Annotated in this window: 14 protein-coding genes; 2 read left to right on the top strand and 12 right to left on the bottom strand. The window is 71.9% G+C overall.

Annotation, left to right across the window (positions count from 1 at the left end; genetic code table 11):
- Position 1: 1 nt before the first annotated feature.
- From ACQPZP_RS13815 to ACQPZP_RS13780, 8 genes are all read right to left on the bottom strand, one after another.
- The gene (locus ACQPZP_RS13815; RefSeq protein ID WP_433478011.1) at positions 2-592 is read right to left on the bottom strand and encodes a CDP-alcohol phosphatidyltransferase family protein; all 591 of its coding nucleotides are present in this window, start codon (positions 590-592) and stop codon (positions 2-4) included.
- Complete coding sequence (gene rimO / locus ACQPZP_RS13810) at positions 589-2,001, bottom strand: 30S ribosomal protein S12 methylthiotransferase RimO (RefSeq protein ID WP_433478010.1); 1,413 nt, start codon at positions 1,999-2,001, stop codon at positions 589-591. Before rimO ends, ACQPZP_RS13815 begins: the two co-directional genes overlap by 4 nt.
- Before the next feature lie 90 nt (positions 2,002-2,091).
- Entirely contained in the window at positions 2,092-2,847 is a 756-nt protein-coding gene (locus ACQPZP_RS13805) for a helix-turn-helix domain-containing protein (RefSeq protein WP_433478009.1), read from the bottom strand.
- 144 nt (positions 2,848-2,991) lie between these two features.
- Positions 2,992-5,598, bottom strand: coding sequence for a DNA translocase FtsK (locus ACQPZP_RS13800; RefSeq protein WP_433478008.1), 2,607 nt, complete (start codon positions 5,596-5,598; stop codon positions 2,992-2,994).
- Positions 5,599-5,701: 103 nt separating this feature from the next.
- Positions 5,702-7,387: a ribonuclease J gene (locus tag ACQPZP_RS13795; RefSeq protein ID WP_433478007.1), complete on the bottom strand. Its 1,686-nt coding sequence runs from the start codon at positions 7,385-7,387 to the stop codon at positions 5,702-5,704.
- On the bottom strand, positions 7,384-8,322 hold the full coding sequence (dapA, locus tag ACQPZP_RS13790) for a 4-hydroxy-tetrahydrodipicolinate synthase (protein ID WP_433478006.1): 939 nt from the start codon (positions 8,320-8,322) through the stop codon (positions 7,384-7,386). Before dapA ends, ACQPZP_RS13795 begins: the two co-directional genes overlap by 4 nt.
- 156 nt (positions 8,323-8,478) lie before the next feature.
- Positions 8,479-8,700, bottom strand: a complete 222-nt coding sequence (locus ACQPZP_RS13785; RefSeq protein ID WP_433478005.1) for a hypothetical protein — start codon at positions 8,698-8,700, stop codon at positions 8,479-8,481.
- Between the two features lie 139 nt (positions 8,701-8,839).
- Positions 8,840-9,883 (bottom strand): hypothetical protein, encoded by a 1,044-nt coding sequence (locus ACQPZP_RS13780; protein WP_433478004.1) that lies wholly within the window; start codon positions 9,881-9,883, stop codon positions 8,840-8,842.
- A gap of 229 nt (positions 9,884-10,112) precedes the next feature.
- On the opposite strand from ACQPZP_RS13780, the gene ACQPZP_RS13775 reads away from it, so the two are divergent.
- Positions 10,113-10,289 carry a hypothetical protein gene (locus ACQPZP_RS13775; protein ID WP_433478003.1) on the top strand — a complete coding sequence of 59 codons (177 nt, stop codon included), beginning with the start codon at positions 10,113-10,115 and terminating at the stop codon, positions 10,287-10,289.
- Positions 10,290-10,301: 12 nt separating this feature from the next.
- On the opposite strand, the gene ACQPZP_RS13770 is transcribed toward ACQPZP_RS13775, so the two are convergent.
- Together ACQPZP_RS13770 and ACQPZP_RS13765 are read right to left on the bottom strand one after the other, a co-directional pair.
- Positions 10,302-11,327 carry a hypothetical protein gene (locus ACQPZP_RS13770; protein ID WP_433478002.1) on the bottom strand — a complete coding sequence of 342 codons (1,026 nt, stop codon included), beginning with the start codon at positions 11,325-11,327 and terminating at the stop codon, positions 10,302-10,304.
- Positions 11,302-12,315, bottom strand: a complete 1,014-nt coding sequence (locus tag ACQPZP_RS13765) for a DMT family transporter (protein ID WP_433478001.1) — start codon at positions 12,313-12,315, stop codon at positions 11,302-11,304. Before ACQPZP_RS13765 ends, ACQPZP_RS13770 begins: the two co-directional genes overlap by 26 nt.
- On the opposite strand from ACQPZP_RS13765, the gene ACQPZP_RS13760 reads away from it, so the two are divergent.
- Positions 12,314-13,705: a PLP-dependent aminotransferase family protein gene (locus ACQPZP_RS13760; protein ID WP_433478000.1), complete on the top strand. Its 1,392-nt coding sequence runs from the start codon at positions 12,314-12,316 to the stop codon at positions 13,703-13,705. The two genes, ACQPZP_RS13765 and ACQPZP_RS13760, sit on opposite strands and share 2 nt — an antisense overlap.
- On the opposite strand, the gene ACQPZP_RS13755 is transcribed toward ACQPZP_RS13760, so the two are convergent.
- Together ACQPZP_RS13755 and ACQPZP_RS13750 are read right to left on the bottom strand one after the other, a co-directional pair.
- Complete coding sequence (locus tag ACQPZP_RS13755; protein ID WP_433477999.1) at positions 13,700-14,053, bottom strand: VOC family protein; 354 nt, start codon at positions 14,051-14,053, stop codon at positions 13,700-13,702. The genes ACQPZP_RS13760 and ACQPZP_RS13755 overlap by 6 nt on opposite strands.
- Positions 14,050-14,307, bottom strand: a complete 258-nt coding sequence (locus tag ACQPZP_RS13750) for a hypothetical protein (protein WP_433477998.1) — start codon at positions 14,305-14,307, stop codon at positions 14,050-14,052. The genes ACQPZP_RS13755 and ACQPZP_RS13750 overlap by 4 nt, the downstream gene beginning before the upstream one ends.
- Positions 14,308-14,329 lie beyond the last annotated feature (22 nt).

The following is a 14,329-nucleotide window of genomic DNA, read 5'->3' as shown; positions in this document are numbered from 1 at the left end:
CTCAGGAGGCGGCGGGCTTGCGGCGCATCCGCCATGCCTGGACGACGTAGTCGACGCCGGTGACGACCGTGACGACGAGGGCGGCGCCCATCGTGGCCCAGCGCAGGTAGTCCAGCGGGCCGGGCAGGATGTAGAAGCCGATCGCGAAGACCTGCAGCATCGTCTTCAGCTTGCCGCCCTTGCTGGCCGGGATCACGCCGCGCCGGATGACGACGAACCGCATCACCGTGATGCCGATCTCGCGGACCATGATGACGATGGTCACCCACCACCACAGCTCCCCCATCACCGACAGGCTGACCAGCGCGGCGCCGGTGAGCGCCTTGTCCGCGATCGGGTCGGCGATCTTGCCGAAGTCGGTGACCAGGCCGCGGGCCCGGGCGATGTCGCCGTCGATCTTGTCGGTGATCGAGGCGACCGCGAACACCGCGAACGCGGCGAGCCGCCATCCGTCGCCGTCCTTGAAGAACAGCCAGACGAAGACGGGCACCAGCGCGATCCGGGCGAGCGTCAGGGCGTTGGCGACGTTCCAGACACCGGCCGGCGGCGGGTCCTGGGAGCCCGCGACCGGATCCGGGGTGCCCGCGATCATGACACGTCCGCGACGAGGTCCACCCCGTCGCTGCCCACGACCCGGGCCGCGACGATGTCGCCGAGGGCGAGGCCCTCGCCGCGGACCAGGACCGTCCCGTCCACCTCGGGCGCCTGGTGCTCGGCGCGGCCCTCGAAGCCGCCGTCCTCCGCCTTGTCCTCCAGCAGGACGCGGACCGGCGACCCGACCCGGTCCTCGGCGCGCTGCGCGGTCAGCTCCTCGGCGAGGCCGGACAGCTCCTCCACCCGGGCGGCGACCTCGGCGGGGTCGAGCTTGCCGTCCAGGTTCGCGGCCTCGGTGCCGTCCTCGTCGGAGTAGCCGAACACGCCGACCGCGTCGAGCCGCGCCGCCGACAGGAACTCCGCGAGTTCCTCGAAGTCGTCCTCGCTCTCGCCGGGGAAGCCGATGATGAAGTTCGAGCGCACGCCGGCCTCCGGCGCCAGCGCGCGGATCTGGTCCAGCAGCCCGAGGAACCGCTCCCGGTCCCCGAACCGGCGCATCGAGCGCAGCACCCGGCCGCTCGCGTGCTGGAACGACATGTCGAAGTACGGCGCGACGCCCGGGGTGCCGCAGATCGCCTCGATGAGCCCCGGCCGCGTCTCCGCGGGCTGCAGGTAGCTCACCCGGACGCGCTCGACGCCGTCCACCGCGGCGAGGTCCGGCAGCAGCTTCTCCAGCGCGCGGAGGTCTCCGAGGTCCTTGCCGTAGGACGTGGAGTTCTCGCTGACGAGGACCAGCTCCCGGACGCCGTGCCCGGCCAGCCAGCGCGCCTCCTCCAGCACCTCCGCCGGCGGACGCGACACGTACGCGCCGCGGAACGCCGGGATCGCGCAGAACGTGCAGCGCCGGTCGCAGCCGGACGCCAGCTTCAGCGGAGCGACCGGGCCGCCGCCGAGACGCCGCCGCAGCACCCGCGGACCGGACGCCGGGGCCACCCCGTCCGGCAGGTCGTCCTGCCCGCCGTGCCCCGGGATCGCCGCCCGGGAGGAGTGCCGCTCGACCGGGCTGATCGGCAGGAGGGTGCGGCGGTCACGCGGGGCGTGCGCGGCGTGCCCGCGTCCCGCCATGACGTCGTCGAGCCGGTCGCCGATCGCGGTGTAGTCGTCGAAGCCGATCACCGCGTCCGCCTCCGGCAGCGCCTCCGCCAGCTCCTTGCCGTACCGCTCGGCCATGCAGCCGGCCGCCACGACCTTGGCCCCGGAGTCGTGCGCGGCCAGCAGCGTGTCGATGGAGTCCTTCTTGGCGGCCTCGATGAACCCGCAGGTGTTGACGACCACCACGTCGGCGCCGTCCGCGCCGTCCGCCAGGTCCCAGCCCGCGTCCTCGATGCGCGCGGCGAGCTCCTCGGAATCGACCTCGTTGCGGGCGCAGCCGAGCGTGATGAGCGAGACCTTGCGGCGAGTGGACATGCCCCTAAGGTAATGGCCCGCGCCGCCACAAGAGACCAGCGGGGCCCACACCCCCGCTCAGGCGCGTCACACCGCGGGACGACCTCCCGCTTAGGCGGATTCGGGGTCGTTGCGGTCGAAGCTCAGCCGCTGCACGCCCTTGCCCTTGCCGGGCGACCCCAGGGCCTTGCCGTTGACGGTCAGGTCGACGCTCCCGCCCACGCCGATCACCATCCGGACCTTCTTCTTGGCGGTGAAGCTCTTCTGGTCGCCCTCGCGGAGCATGCCGCTGAACAGCGTCTTGCCCTTGTCCCCGCGGACGTTCAGCCACGTCGCCCGCTTCGCCTCGACCTGCACCTCGACCTTGGTGCGGGGCGCCTCCGCGACCGGGCTGTTCGGCTGCGCAGGCGCGGACGTGGTGGGCGCGGGGGCCGGCCCCGCGGGCGTCCCGGCGACCTGCTGCGCGGTGCGCCGCTCGCCGCCGCCGCCGTGCCCGACCACCTGGACGACCCCGTAGATCACCACGAGGGCGAGGGCGAGCGCCATCGCGGCGCTCCAGTTCGGCGACCGGCGCTCGCGGAACGCGACGGGCTGCTCCGGCTCGAACGCCGACAGCGCCGAGACGGGCTGCGGGGCGCCGCCGTGCGCCGCGTCGAACTCGGCGACGAGCGGTTCCGGATCGATGCCGATGACCCGCGAGATGCTGCGGATGTGGCCGCGGGCGTAGAAGTTGCCGCCGCACGTCGAGAAGTCGTCGGCCTCCATGCCGCGGATGACGGTCTCGCGTATCCGCGTTTGGAGACTCACCTGTGTCACCGAGAGACCGGCCCGCTGACGCTCCTCCGCCAAGGTCTCACCGATGCTCACGCCGGGCCTCCTCTGAGGAGCTCGTGGCCGATTCCGCTTGACTGCGACACCAGTCTAGGAACGGCAATGCCCACTGGGCGACAGCCAACACGTTCGAAACAGGGCAAGATTTCGCATCATTCCGCAATGCCCCGCGGCCCGGGCTCAGCCGCCGCCGCGCAGCTCCGCGAGCACCCCGGGGAGATCGTCGGGTTTGGTCAGCACGTCCCGCGCCTTGGAGCCCTCGCTCGGCCCCACGATGTCGCGGCTCTCCATCAGGTCCATCAGCCGGCCGGCCTTGGCGAACCCGACCCGGAGCTTGCGCTGCAGCATCGACGTCGACCCGAACTGGGTGGACACGACCAGCTCGATCGCCTGGACGAGCAGGTCCATGTCGTCGCCGATCTCCTCGTCGATCTCCTTCTTCGGCGCGCCGGACGCTGCGACGTCCTCCCGGTAGTTCGCCTCCATCTGCGCCTTGCAGTGGTCGACGACCCCGTGGATCTCCTTCTCCGCGACGTAGGCGTTCTGGATGCGCATGGGCTTGCTCGCGCCCATCGGCAGGAACAGCGCGTCGCCCTGCCCGACGAGCTTCTCCGCGCCCGGCTGGTCGAGGATGACGCGGCTGTCGGCCAGCGACGACGTCGCGAACGCCAGCCGGGACGGCACGTTCGCCTTGATGAGCCCGGTCACGACGTCCACCGACGGACGCTGCGTCGCGAGCACGAGGTGGATCCCGGCGGCGCGCGCGAGCTGGGTGATGCGGACGACGGAGTCCTCCACGTCGCGCGGCGCGACCATCATCAGGTCGGCCAGCTCGTCCACGATGACGAGCATGTACGGGTACGGCGTGTAGACGCGTTCGCTTCCGGGCGGCGGCTTGAGCTTGCCCGCCTTCACCGCCTTGTTGAAGTCGTCGATGTGCCGGAACCCGGACGCGGCCAGGTCGTCGTAGCGGCGGTCCATCTCGCCGACGACCCAGTCGAGGGCCTCCGCGGCCTTCTTCGGGTTGGTGATGATCGGCGTGATGAGGTGCGGGATGCCCTGGTACATCGTCAGCTCGACCCGCTTGGGGTCGACGAGGATCATCCGTACCTCGTCCGGCGTCGCGCGCATCAGGACCGAGGTGATGAGCCCGTTGATGCACGTCGACTTGCCCGCGCCGGTGGCGCCGGCGATGAGGATGTGCGGCATCTTCGCGAGGTTCGCCACGACCGTGCGCCCCTCGACGTCCTTGCCGAGCCCGACGACCATCGGGTGGTGCTCGTTCGTCGCGGCGGGCGAGCGGAGCACGTCGCCGAGGCTGACGATGTCCTTGTCGGTGTTCGGGATCTCCACGCCGATCGCGGACTTGCCGGGGATCGGGGAGATGATGCGCACGTCCGCGCTCTTCACCGCGTAGGCGATGTTCTTCGTCAGCGCGGTGACCTTCTCGACCTTCACCGCCGGGCCGAGCTCGATCTCGTACCGGGTGATCGTCGGGCCGCGGGTGAACCCGGTGACCTGCGCGTCGATGTCGAACTGCTCCAGCACGCCGGTGAGCGCGTTCACCACCGTGTCGTTGGCCTTCGTGCGCGGCTTGGAGACGCTGCCGGGACGCAGCGCCGACGGGTCCGGCAGGGCGTAGATCTCGCCGGACGACGACAGCGGCAGCTGCTCGGAGCGGCGCGGCGCCGGGGTCGGGTCGGGCACCTCCGGCGGCGCCGGCGGCTCGGTCATGGACTCGCCGGCCACGTGCACGTCCATCGGCTCGTCGTCGGCGGGCGGCGCGGGCGGCGGGACGTCCACCCCGAACGGGTCGGGCTCGAACAGCTCGTCGGCGAGGTCGCGCTTCGGCCGGTCGGCCTTCTTCGGCTCGTCCTCCAGCAGGGGCGTGTCGTACGGCCTGGAGTGCTCGCCGACCTCCAGCTCGCCGTCGTCCTCGGGCTTCTTCTTGCGGCGCCGCTTCTTCGGCGCGTCCTCGCCCTCGGCCGCGTCGGCGGACGGGCGTTCCGGGCGGCCCTGCAGCGTCGCCATCGCCCACAGGTCGGTGACCCGCTCGGGCACCTTCGCGATCGGCGTCGCGGTCACCACCAGCAACCCGAAGCCGGACAGGAGCAGCAGCAGCGGGACCGCCACCCACCCGCTCAGCGCCGCGTCCAGCGGGGCCGACACCAGCCATCCGACAAGGCCGCCCGACTCGCGGACGCCGTCCATGTCCTTCGCGGGGGACGGGACGCCGGCGGCGATGTGCAGGATGCCGAGCACGCCGACGCCGAGCGCGGTGATGCCGATGACGACGCGCCCGGTGTCCTCGTGGTCCTCGGGGTGGCGCAGCGTCCGCCACGCCAGCAGGGCCAGCAGCACGGGCAGCACCATCGCCATGATGCCGAGGCCGCCGCGCACGACCTTCTCCAGCGCGATGGTGACGACGCCGTCCGGCCGGAACCAGGTCACGGAGGCCAGCACGATGGAGGAGCCGAGCAGCGCCAGCCCGAGCCCGTCGCGCCGGTGCTCGGGGTCGAGGTTGCGGGCGCCGTGCCCGTAGGCGCGGAAGACGGACCCGACCGCGACCGCGGCGAGCAGATACAGCTTGAACAGGAGCTTGAAGAACCCGAGGACCGCCTGGGAGATCGGGTCGGGCTTCTGCGGGGGGCGCCCACGGCCCGAGCCGCGGCCCCCCTTGGAGGTGCCGCTCGGTCGCTTCCGGGGGGACGAACCTGCGGACTTGCGTGCCGCCGTGCCCCCCGCACGCGAGGAGGTCTTCGCACCCCCAGACGCACGTGTGGCCATGATTATGAGAGTAACCAAGGACCACTTCGGTTCCGGGTATGGCGAACGGCGTGTTGGACGACGGACGGCCGCGGGGCGCCCCCGCGGCCGTCCGGACCGGGCGTCAGACCTCGACGACCACCGGGACGATCATCGGGCGGCGGCGGTAGTTGTCGCTCACCCACTTGCCGACCGTGCGCCGGATGAGCTGGCCGAGCTGGTGCAGGTCGTTCACGCCGTCGCCGGCCGCGTCCCGCAGCACGGCCTCGATCCGCGCGATGATCTCGTCGAAGTCCTCGTTGACGATGCCGGCGCCGCGGGCGTGCACCTCGGGCCCGGCGACGAGCTTGCCGGACGTGGAGTCGATGCCGACGACGATGGAGACGAACCCCTCCTCGCCGAGGATGCGCCGGTCCTTCAGCGAGGTCTCGGTGACCTCGCCGACCGACAGGCCGTCCACGTACACGTACCCGGCGGGGACGGCGCCGACGATCTTCGCGCGCCCGTCCACGAGGTCGACGACGACGCCGTCCTCGGCGATGACGATGCCCTCGTCGGGGACGCCCGTGAGCGCGGCGAGCTTCGCGTGCGCGCGCAGGTGCCGCCATTCCCCGTGGATCGGCATGAAGTTCGCCGGCTTCGTCACGTTGAGCACGTAGAGCAGCTCACCGGCGGACGCGTGCCCGGACACGTGCACGAGTGCGTTGCCCTTGTGGACGATGCGGGCGCCCCACCGGGTGAGCCCGTTGATGACGCGGTTGACCGCGTTCTCGTTGCCGGGGATCAGCGACGACGCCAGCATCACGGTGTCGCGGTCGGTGATGCGGATCGAGTGGTCGCGGTTCGCCATCCGCGACAGCGCCGACATCGGCTCGCCCTGCGAACCGGTGCACACCAGCACGAGCCGGTCGCCGGGGATGTCGTCGATCACCTTCTGGTCGACCATGACGTCCTCGGGGACGTCCAGGTACCCGAGTTCGCGTGCGACGCCCATGTTGCGGACCATCGACCGTCCGACGAAGCAGACCTTGCGGCCGTTGCCGACGGCGGCGTCCAGGACCTGCTGGACGCGGTGGATGTGCGAGGCGAAGCAGGCGACGATCAGCCGCTCCTGCGCGGTGCGGAACACCTCGTCGACGACCGGGCCGATGTTGCGCTCGCTGGTGACGAAGCCGGGAACCTCGGCGTTGGTCGAGTCGGCCATCAGCAGGTCGATGCCGTCGGCGCCGAGCCGGGCGAACCCGGGCAGGTCGGTGAGGCGGCCGTCCAGCGGGAGCTGGTCCATCTTGAAGTCGCCGGTGTGCAGGACGAGGCCCGCCGGCGTGCGGACGGCGACGGCCAGCGCGTCCGGGATCGAGTGGTTGACGGCGAGGAAGTCGCAGTCGAACGGCCCGAAGCTCCGCCGCTCGCCCTCCGCGACCACGTCGGTCACCGGTCTGATGCGGTGCTCGGTGAGCTTGGCCTCCAACAGCGCCAGCGTGAGCCGCGACCCGACCAGGGGGATGTCGCGGCGCTCGCGCAGCAGGTAAGGGACGGCGCCGATGTGGTCCTCGTGGCCGTGCGTGAGGACGACGGCCTCGATGTCGTCCAGGCGGTCCCTGATGTACTCGAAGTCGGGCAGGATCAGGTCGACTCCGGGCTGCTCGGTCTCGGGGAACAGCACGCCGCAGTCGACGACGAGCAGGCGGCCGCCGTACTCGAACACCGTCATGTTGCGGCCGATCTCCCCGAGCCCGCCGAGCGCGACGATGCGCAGACCGCCCTCGGGCGGGGCGGGCGGGTCCGAGAGCTCCGGGTGAGGATGACTCACCGGGCGACCTCCGGGATGACAACCTCCGGCACTTTGACTCCCCCTATCGTGAGGTCTTCTCGCAGGCGCGCCGCGAACTCCGGCGAGGCCTCCACGAGCGGCGCGCGGAGCGGGCCGCCTCCGGGGAGGCCGAGCAGGTTCAGCGCTGCCTTGACGGCGATGGCGCCCTGCGTACGGGTCATGATGGCGGTGACCACGGGCAGCAGCCGCCGGTGGATCTCCAGCGCCCGCCCGTGCTCACCGGCGCGGTATACGTCGATCATCTCATGAAGCTCGGCGCCCACCACATGGCCGACCACGCTGACGAACCCCGCCGCGCCGACCGACAGCCAGGGCAGGTTGAGGTTGTCGTCGCCGGAGTACCAGACGAGGTCGGTCTCGGCCATGACCCTGGACGCGCCGAACAGGTCGCCCTTGGCGTCCTTGACGGCGACGATGCGCGGATGGTCGGCGAGTTGCACGAGCGTGTCGTTCTGGATCGGCACCCCGGCGCGTCCCGGGATGTCGTACAGCATGTTGGGCAGCGCCGTCGCGTCGGCCACCGCCGTGAAATGGCGGACGAGGCCCTCCTGCGGCGGCTTGTTGTAGTACGGCGTGACCACGAGCAGGCCGTGCGCGCCGGCGGCCTCGGCCTGCCGCGCGAGTTTCAGGCTGTGCTCGGTGTGGTTCGTCCCGGCACCGGCGACGATCACCGCGCGGTCGCCGACCGCCTCGATGACCGCGCGCAGAAGCGTGCTCTTCTCGTCGTCGCTCGTCGTGGGCGACTCGCCCGTGGTCCCGTTGACGACGAGACCGTCGTGGCGCCGCTCGTCGACCAGGTGGGTCGCGAGGCGCGCGGCGCCTTCGTAGTCGACGCCGCCGTCCGGGAGGAACGGAGTGACCATGGCGGTCAGCATCCGCCCGAACGGGGCGTCAGTCGTTGTGCTGGGTGCCATGCAACGAACGGTACCGTTCCGGCCGATCGACTTGGACCCGCAGGTCGAAGCCGACCTATCCGAAAACGGGAGGAAGCCGCCGCCACACGCTCGGGGGTACGCGTGGCGGCGGCTCCCACACCCCACATCGTGGCACGCAAATGCCGCGTTACGGGGTCAGTCCGGCCACTTCCCGGACTCGGTTGGATAACGTGACCCCGCGGTCATCTCATGCAGGCGGACACGGAGCTCCTCGACGTCGGGGGTGCGCACGAGATCGTTCCCGCGGACGGCCCACCAGTGGCCGGAGCCGCCCCGTCCTATCCGCCAGCCGGCGAACTCGGCTGACAGCCGGCTGATCCGGTCGGCGTCGTTCCGCGCGGACTGCTGAGTGCCCATCGGCCTCGTCCCCACTTCCTTTGCCATCCGCCTGTCGAACCTTGACCTTCCGCACCGACCCTTACCCCCGCGCATGCGCGGGTATCCACCCCTTTTTACCTGGGCATACCGGGATTCGGAACGTGACGGGGCGAGTTCTTCAGCCGACGGGACTTTCCGTCGTCCGGGGCGGCCAGGCGGTGCGGTATCGGGCCCATTCGGCCGGATCGGTGGTCCAGTCCGCGTAGACGCCGACGCCGTACGGGCGCTTCGGCGGCCGCTTCAGGTCATCGATCCCGCGCCGGACGCCACGGAGCGCGACGGGCAGGTCCTCCGCCCAGTCCATGAGGGGCCGGTAGGTGGGGACGCCCATGAAGACGGTCGTGCGGTCGCCGATGAGCTCCAGCGTCGTGCGGGTGTGCCGGGCGAAGTGCCATCCGCCGAGGGAGCGGGTCGGCAGCGAGACGTCGTACGTCATGATCGCCACCTGGTCGGCCCGGTCGGCGACGGCGCGCAGGAACTTCTCGGTGGGCCGCGGCGGGTAGTGGATCGTCCCGGCGCGCGGGATGAGCGCCTTGTAGAAAGGCTGGACGGCGTCCAGGAGCGTCGGCTGCTCCAGCGCGACCGACAGCAGCCTGCCTCTGGATCGGGTCAGCTGACGGGTCCGGTCCATGAGGGCGAGGAAGGCGTGGTCGTCCGGGTAGATGGGTTCGAAGTCGTAGTGGATGCCGTCGAACCCGAGATCGAGGAACGCCTCGTCCGTTTTGAGGACTCGTGCCCGGACGGCCGGATCGTCGAGATCGATGATCCCTTTGCCGTCCACCACCCGGATCTGGCCCAGATACGCCTGCGCTCGGACGCCCGGCGCGTACCTGTGCACGGCGGCGATGAGTTGCCGCGCGTAGCGGTACTTGGATTCGGGGACCGTCCCGTCCGCCTCGAACGGTCCCGCGTGGAAGAACACGTCGGTGATGCGGTTCTCCTGAAGCAGACTTCCGAGTGCGCGGTACTCGGCGTCGCCGTGCGGCTCCCCCACCCACTGGTGCCGGGCCCAGAGCGCGTTCGCCTCGGTGCCGCGCGCCTCCGGCTCGGGCTGCCACCACGCCCACGCTCCGGCGGGCACGAGCGCCGCGAGACCGAGAACGTACGCCGCCGCCCACGCCGTGCGGCGCAGAACACGTCCAACCCGCCCCTTTTGCCTCATCACGCAATGATCGCGGATCGTCCGGGTGCACCGGACGCGCCGCGCACCGCGTGCTTCACGCCCCGGCCATGAAATGATCATGGTTGGGGCGTGATCGCGCGCCGTGCGCGGCGACCGTTGACATCCGGGGAATTCTCTGATGACGAGGCGGCTCGGCAGTGTCGGCCCGTGGTCTCGATGGGAGAGCCGCCCGGTCCTTACCGTCCACGCGGATGGAGGTCGATCCGGCATGCGAGTCCCGCCCGACCGGCGCGAACCGCGCCCCCTGATCAGTACCCGCGCGCTGGTGATCGGCCTGGCGGCGGTCGCCGCCGCCGCGCTGACCGCCGCCGCCCCGGACCTCGCCGTCCCCATAGGCGTGGGCGTGGCGGTCGTCACCCTCCTCGCCCAGATAGTCAAAGACTGACGCCCGCGCGTGTCAGAACACGGGGATGATGTCCTCGGGGTCGATGCCGGTCACGTCCACGCCGGAGATGTCGAGTTCGGGGATGGCGGGGAACTCGATGCCCCAGCGTTCGACGATGGCGCGCACCCGGGCGATGGCGACCTTCCAGTTCTCGGCCTGCTCCTCGAAGGACAGGACGCCGAGGCCGGCGTCGCGGGCGTGGCCCATCAGGACGCGGTGGTTGGTGAGGAAGTAGGGCGGCAGGTCCCAGAAGCCCTCCGGCGGCTCCCAGAGGATCATCGACAGGAAGACGAACCCGGCGCGGAGCTGCTTGGTGATCTGGCCCTTGACGTCGTCGGTGAGGCCCGGCCACTCGTTCTCCAGGATGGTCATGCAGATCTGCAGATGGCGCGACTCGTCCCGGCCGATCTTCTGGAACATCTCGCCGAAGACGGGATGCCGCGTGCCGGTGGCCATACCGCGGAACAGGGTGGACGCCGCCATCTCGCCCATCATGAAGCTGGTGAACAGGACGGCGAGCGAGTACTTGCGGACGGCGGTGTTGTAGCCCTGCCAGTAGCGGCCGCCGTTGTGGTACAGCCAGCCGATGTTGTTGTGGGCGGCCTTCTCCAGGTCGGTCCCGGGCCGCCAGTCGAGCGGCCCGCCGGGCCATATCCGGGCGATGGCGCGCTGGCAGCACTCCTCGTGGTTCATCTCGTCCCGCGTGATCGAGAAGAAGCACTTGCGGACGGGGTCCTCCTCGTGCTGCTCGAACGCGTGGATGGTCGCGCGGGCGAACACGGCGGGGCCGGAGGCGTCGAAGTTGGCCAGGACCGCGAACCAGTACATGATCCCGAGCCGCTGCTCCCGGCTGAAGTCCTCGGGACGCAGGTCGTCCCAGGGCAGGTCGGCGGGGTTCCAGACCATGCGCTTGGACCTCTGGTAGATGGCGGCGAGCTTGTCGGTCTCGACGCGCCACTCCATCGGATAGATGTTCGGCTGGGGGACCTCCGGGGCGGGCCAGAACCCGCCCTCAGGAACGATCAGCTCGTCGGCCATGCGCGACCCCCTGGAAGTCACCTCGTTGTGACGTCTTCACCTCCATCGTGCGCGGCCCTGTCATGTCCCGCAAGGTGTGCCGGACGCGGGTGCGCTGGGTGAGGGCCACGCAGACCAGCACGGCGACGGCCGCCAGCGCGGTCGTGGCGTCGATCAGTTCGGCGAGGAGGATGCCGGACCAGAGCAGGGTCAGCACGGGCTGGGCGAGCTGGACCTGGCTGGCGCGGGCGATCCCGGCCCGCGCGAGCCCCTCGTACCAGGCGAAGAAGCCGAGGTAGGCGGAGAAGGCGGCGACGTAGCCGAAGCCGAGCGCGGTACGGCCCGTCCAGACGGGGTGGGTCGTCGCGAGGAGCCACCCGGTGACGGGCACGGTCAGGGGCGCGGCCAGCACGAGGGCCCAGGAGATGACCCGCCAGCCCGGTATGTCGCGGGCCAGGCGGCCGCCCTCGGTGTAGCCGGCCGCCGCGGCGAGCAGCGCGGCGAACAGGAACAGGTCGGCGGCCGTGACGTGGCCGGCGCCGCGGATCAGGGCGAACCCGGTCACGCAGGTCGTGCCGGCCGCGCTCGCGAGCCAGAACGCGCGGGACGGGCGCTCCCCCGCGCGCAGCACGCCGAACACGGCGGTGGCGGCGGGCAGCAGCCCGACGACGACGGCCGAGTGGGCGGACGAGGCGCCGTGGTCGAGCGCGAGCGTGCTGAGGACCGGGAACCCGAAGATCACCCCGGCCACGACGACCGCGAACCCCGGCCACTGGCCGCGGCGCGGCGGGCGGGCCCGGACCGACAGCAGTGCGACGGCGGCGAGGACGGTCGCGGCCGCCGAACGGCCGACGCCGATCAGGTACGGGTCGAGCCCTTCGAGCCCGATGACCGTCGCGGGGAGGGTGAACGAGAAGATCAGGACGCCGAGCGCGGCGAGCCACAGGCCGGGCCCGAGGGTCGGAGGCGCTATCGCCCTGGTATCAGTAGCGCTATCCTCATTCTTCATGAAACACGATAGCAGTGTGGCGGCTCTGGCCGGCATCCTGCGTGCGGACGTCCGCCGGATGGGCCCCGGCGAGCGGCTGCCGTCCAGCCGTGCGCTGGTCGAGCGGCACCGGGTCAGCCCGGTGACGGTGTCGCGCGCGCTCGGCGTGCTCGCCGCCGAGGGCCTCGTCGTGACGCGTCCGGGAAGCGGGGCGTTCGCGGCGGAGCGCGCCGGCGCCGCCCGGGAACCGGCCGACTTCGGCTGGCAGGCGGTGACGCTCGGCGACCGGTCCGTCGACCCGTCCGGGGTGTCGTGGCTGCTCACCCCGGCGCCGGACGGCGTCGCCGTGCTCAGCGGCGGCTACCTGCACCCGGCGCTCCAGCCGGCGCGGGCGCTCGCGACGGCGGCGGCGCGGGCCGCCCGGCGCCCGGACGCGTGGGAGATGCCGCCGCTCGGCGGGATGCCCGGGCTGCGCGCCTGGTTCGCCCGCACGGTCGGCGGCGCCGTCTCCCCCGCCGACGTGGTGATCACCAGTGGCGGGCAGCAGTCGCTGACGACCGTCCTGCGGGCGCTGCTCCCGCCGGGCGTGCCCGTGCTGGTCGAGTCGCCGACGTACCTGGGCGTCCTCGCGGTGGCGCGGGCGAGCCGGCTGCACCCGATGCCGGTTCCCGTGGACGCGGACGGCGTCCGCCCGGACCTGCTCGCCGAGGCGTTCGCGATGAGCGGTGCGCGGGTCCTCTACACCCAGCCCACCTTCCACAACCCGACCGGCACGGTGCTGAGCCCCGAGCGGCGCGAGCAGGTGCTGGACGTTGCGCGGGCGGCGGGCGCGTTCGTGGTCGAGGACGACTTCGCACGGCACCTCGGCGTCGACGCGCCTCCGCCGCCGCTGATCGCGCAGGACGCCGAGGGACGGGTCGTGCACATCGCGTCCCTGACCAAGGCGACCGCGCCGAGCCTGCGGGTGGCCGCGGTGATCGCCCGCGGGCCGGTCGCCGAGCGGATCCGCGCGACGCAGCTCGTCGAGGAGTTCTTCCCCGCCAGGCCGTTGCAGGAGACGCTGCTGGAACTGGTCAGCTCACCCGGCTGGCCGAGGCACCTGCGGGCCGTCCGCGACGCCCTGCGGTCCCGCCGGGACGCGCTCCTCACCGCGCTCGCCCGCGACCTGCCGGAGCTGCGCGTGAACCGTCCGGCCGGCGGATTCCACCTGTGGGCCCGCCTGCCGGACGGCGTGGACGACACCGCGCTCGCGGAGGCCGCCCTGCGCGCCGGCGTCCTGGTCAGCGCGGGGCGGCCGTTCTTCCCCGCCGAGGCCCCCGCGCCGCACCTGCGGATCAGCTACGGGAGGGCGGCCTCGGAGCAGGAGCTGGCCGAGGGCGTCCGCCGCCTCGCCGCCGTCCTGCGGTCATGACGCGGTGACGAAGCAGAACTCGTTGCCCTCCGGATCGCGCCACACCCGGAAGGGCGACTCCGGGTCGCCCATGGGACCGCCGGCCGGGGTCGCGCCGAGGCTCTCCGCCCGCTCACCGGCCGCGTGGACGTCGGGCACGTCCAGGTCCAGGTGAATCCGGTTCTTCCCCTTCTTCCCCTCGGGGACGCGCTGGAACGACAGGATCGGCCCGCCGGCTCCGAGCGGCTCCAGGTCGAGCCAGTCGTCGCTCGCCGCCGTCGTCTTCATGCCGAGCAGGCGTCCCCAGAAGGCCGCCATGGCGTCCAGGTCCGCGCAGTCGATGACGATGTTGCCCACCTTCGGGGTCATCGCACGCCTCCTACCGGCCGGAAGGCGTGGGCCGATCGTGCGGCTGCGCGGGCGCAGTAAGGCTCGGGGCGCCGCCGGCGCGCCAGTCCGCCGATCCGGTCGAGGGCCCAGGCCCGTCGCTCGGCCGCACGTTCCACCGACCGTGCACGGGCGATGAGCCGCGCCTCGGCGATGTCCGCGTGAAGCCGCGCGTACTCGCGCTCGGCCCAGACATGGCGCGTGGCGAGCGCCGCCAGGTACGGCAGCTCGTTCATGACGTCCTCCCGTTCGTTGACA

Source organism: Spirillospora sp. CA-142024 (assembly GCF_050942325.1).
Taxonomy (GTDB): domain Bacteria; phylum Actinomycetota; class Actinomycetes; order Streptosporangiales; family Streptosporangiaceae; genus Spirillospora.
This window is presented reverse-complemented; position numbering and strand designations above follow the sequence as displayed.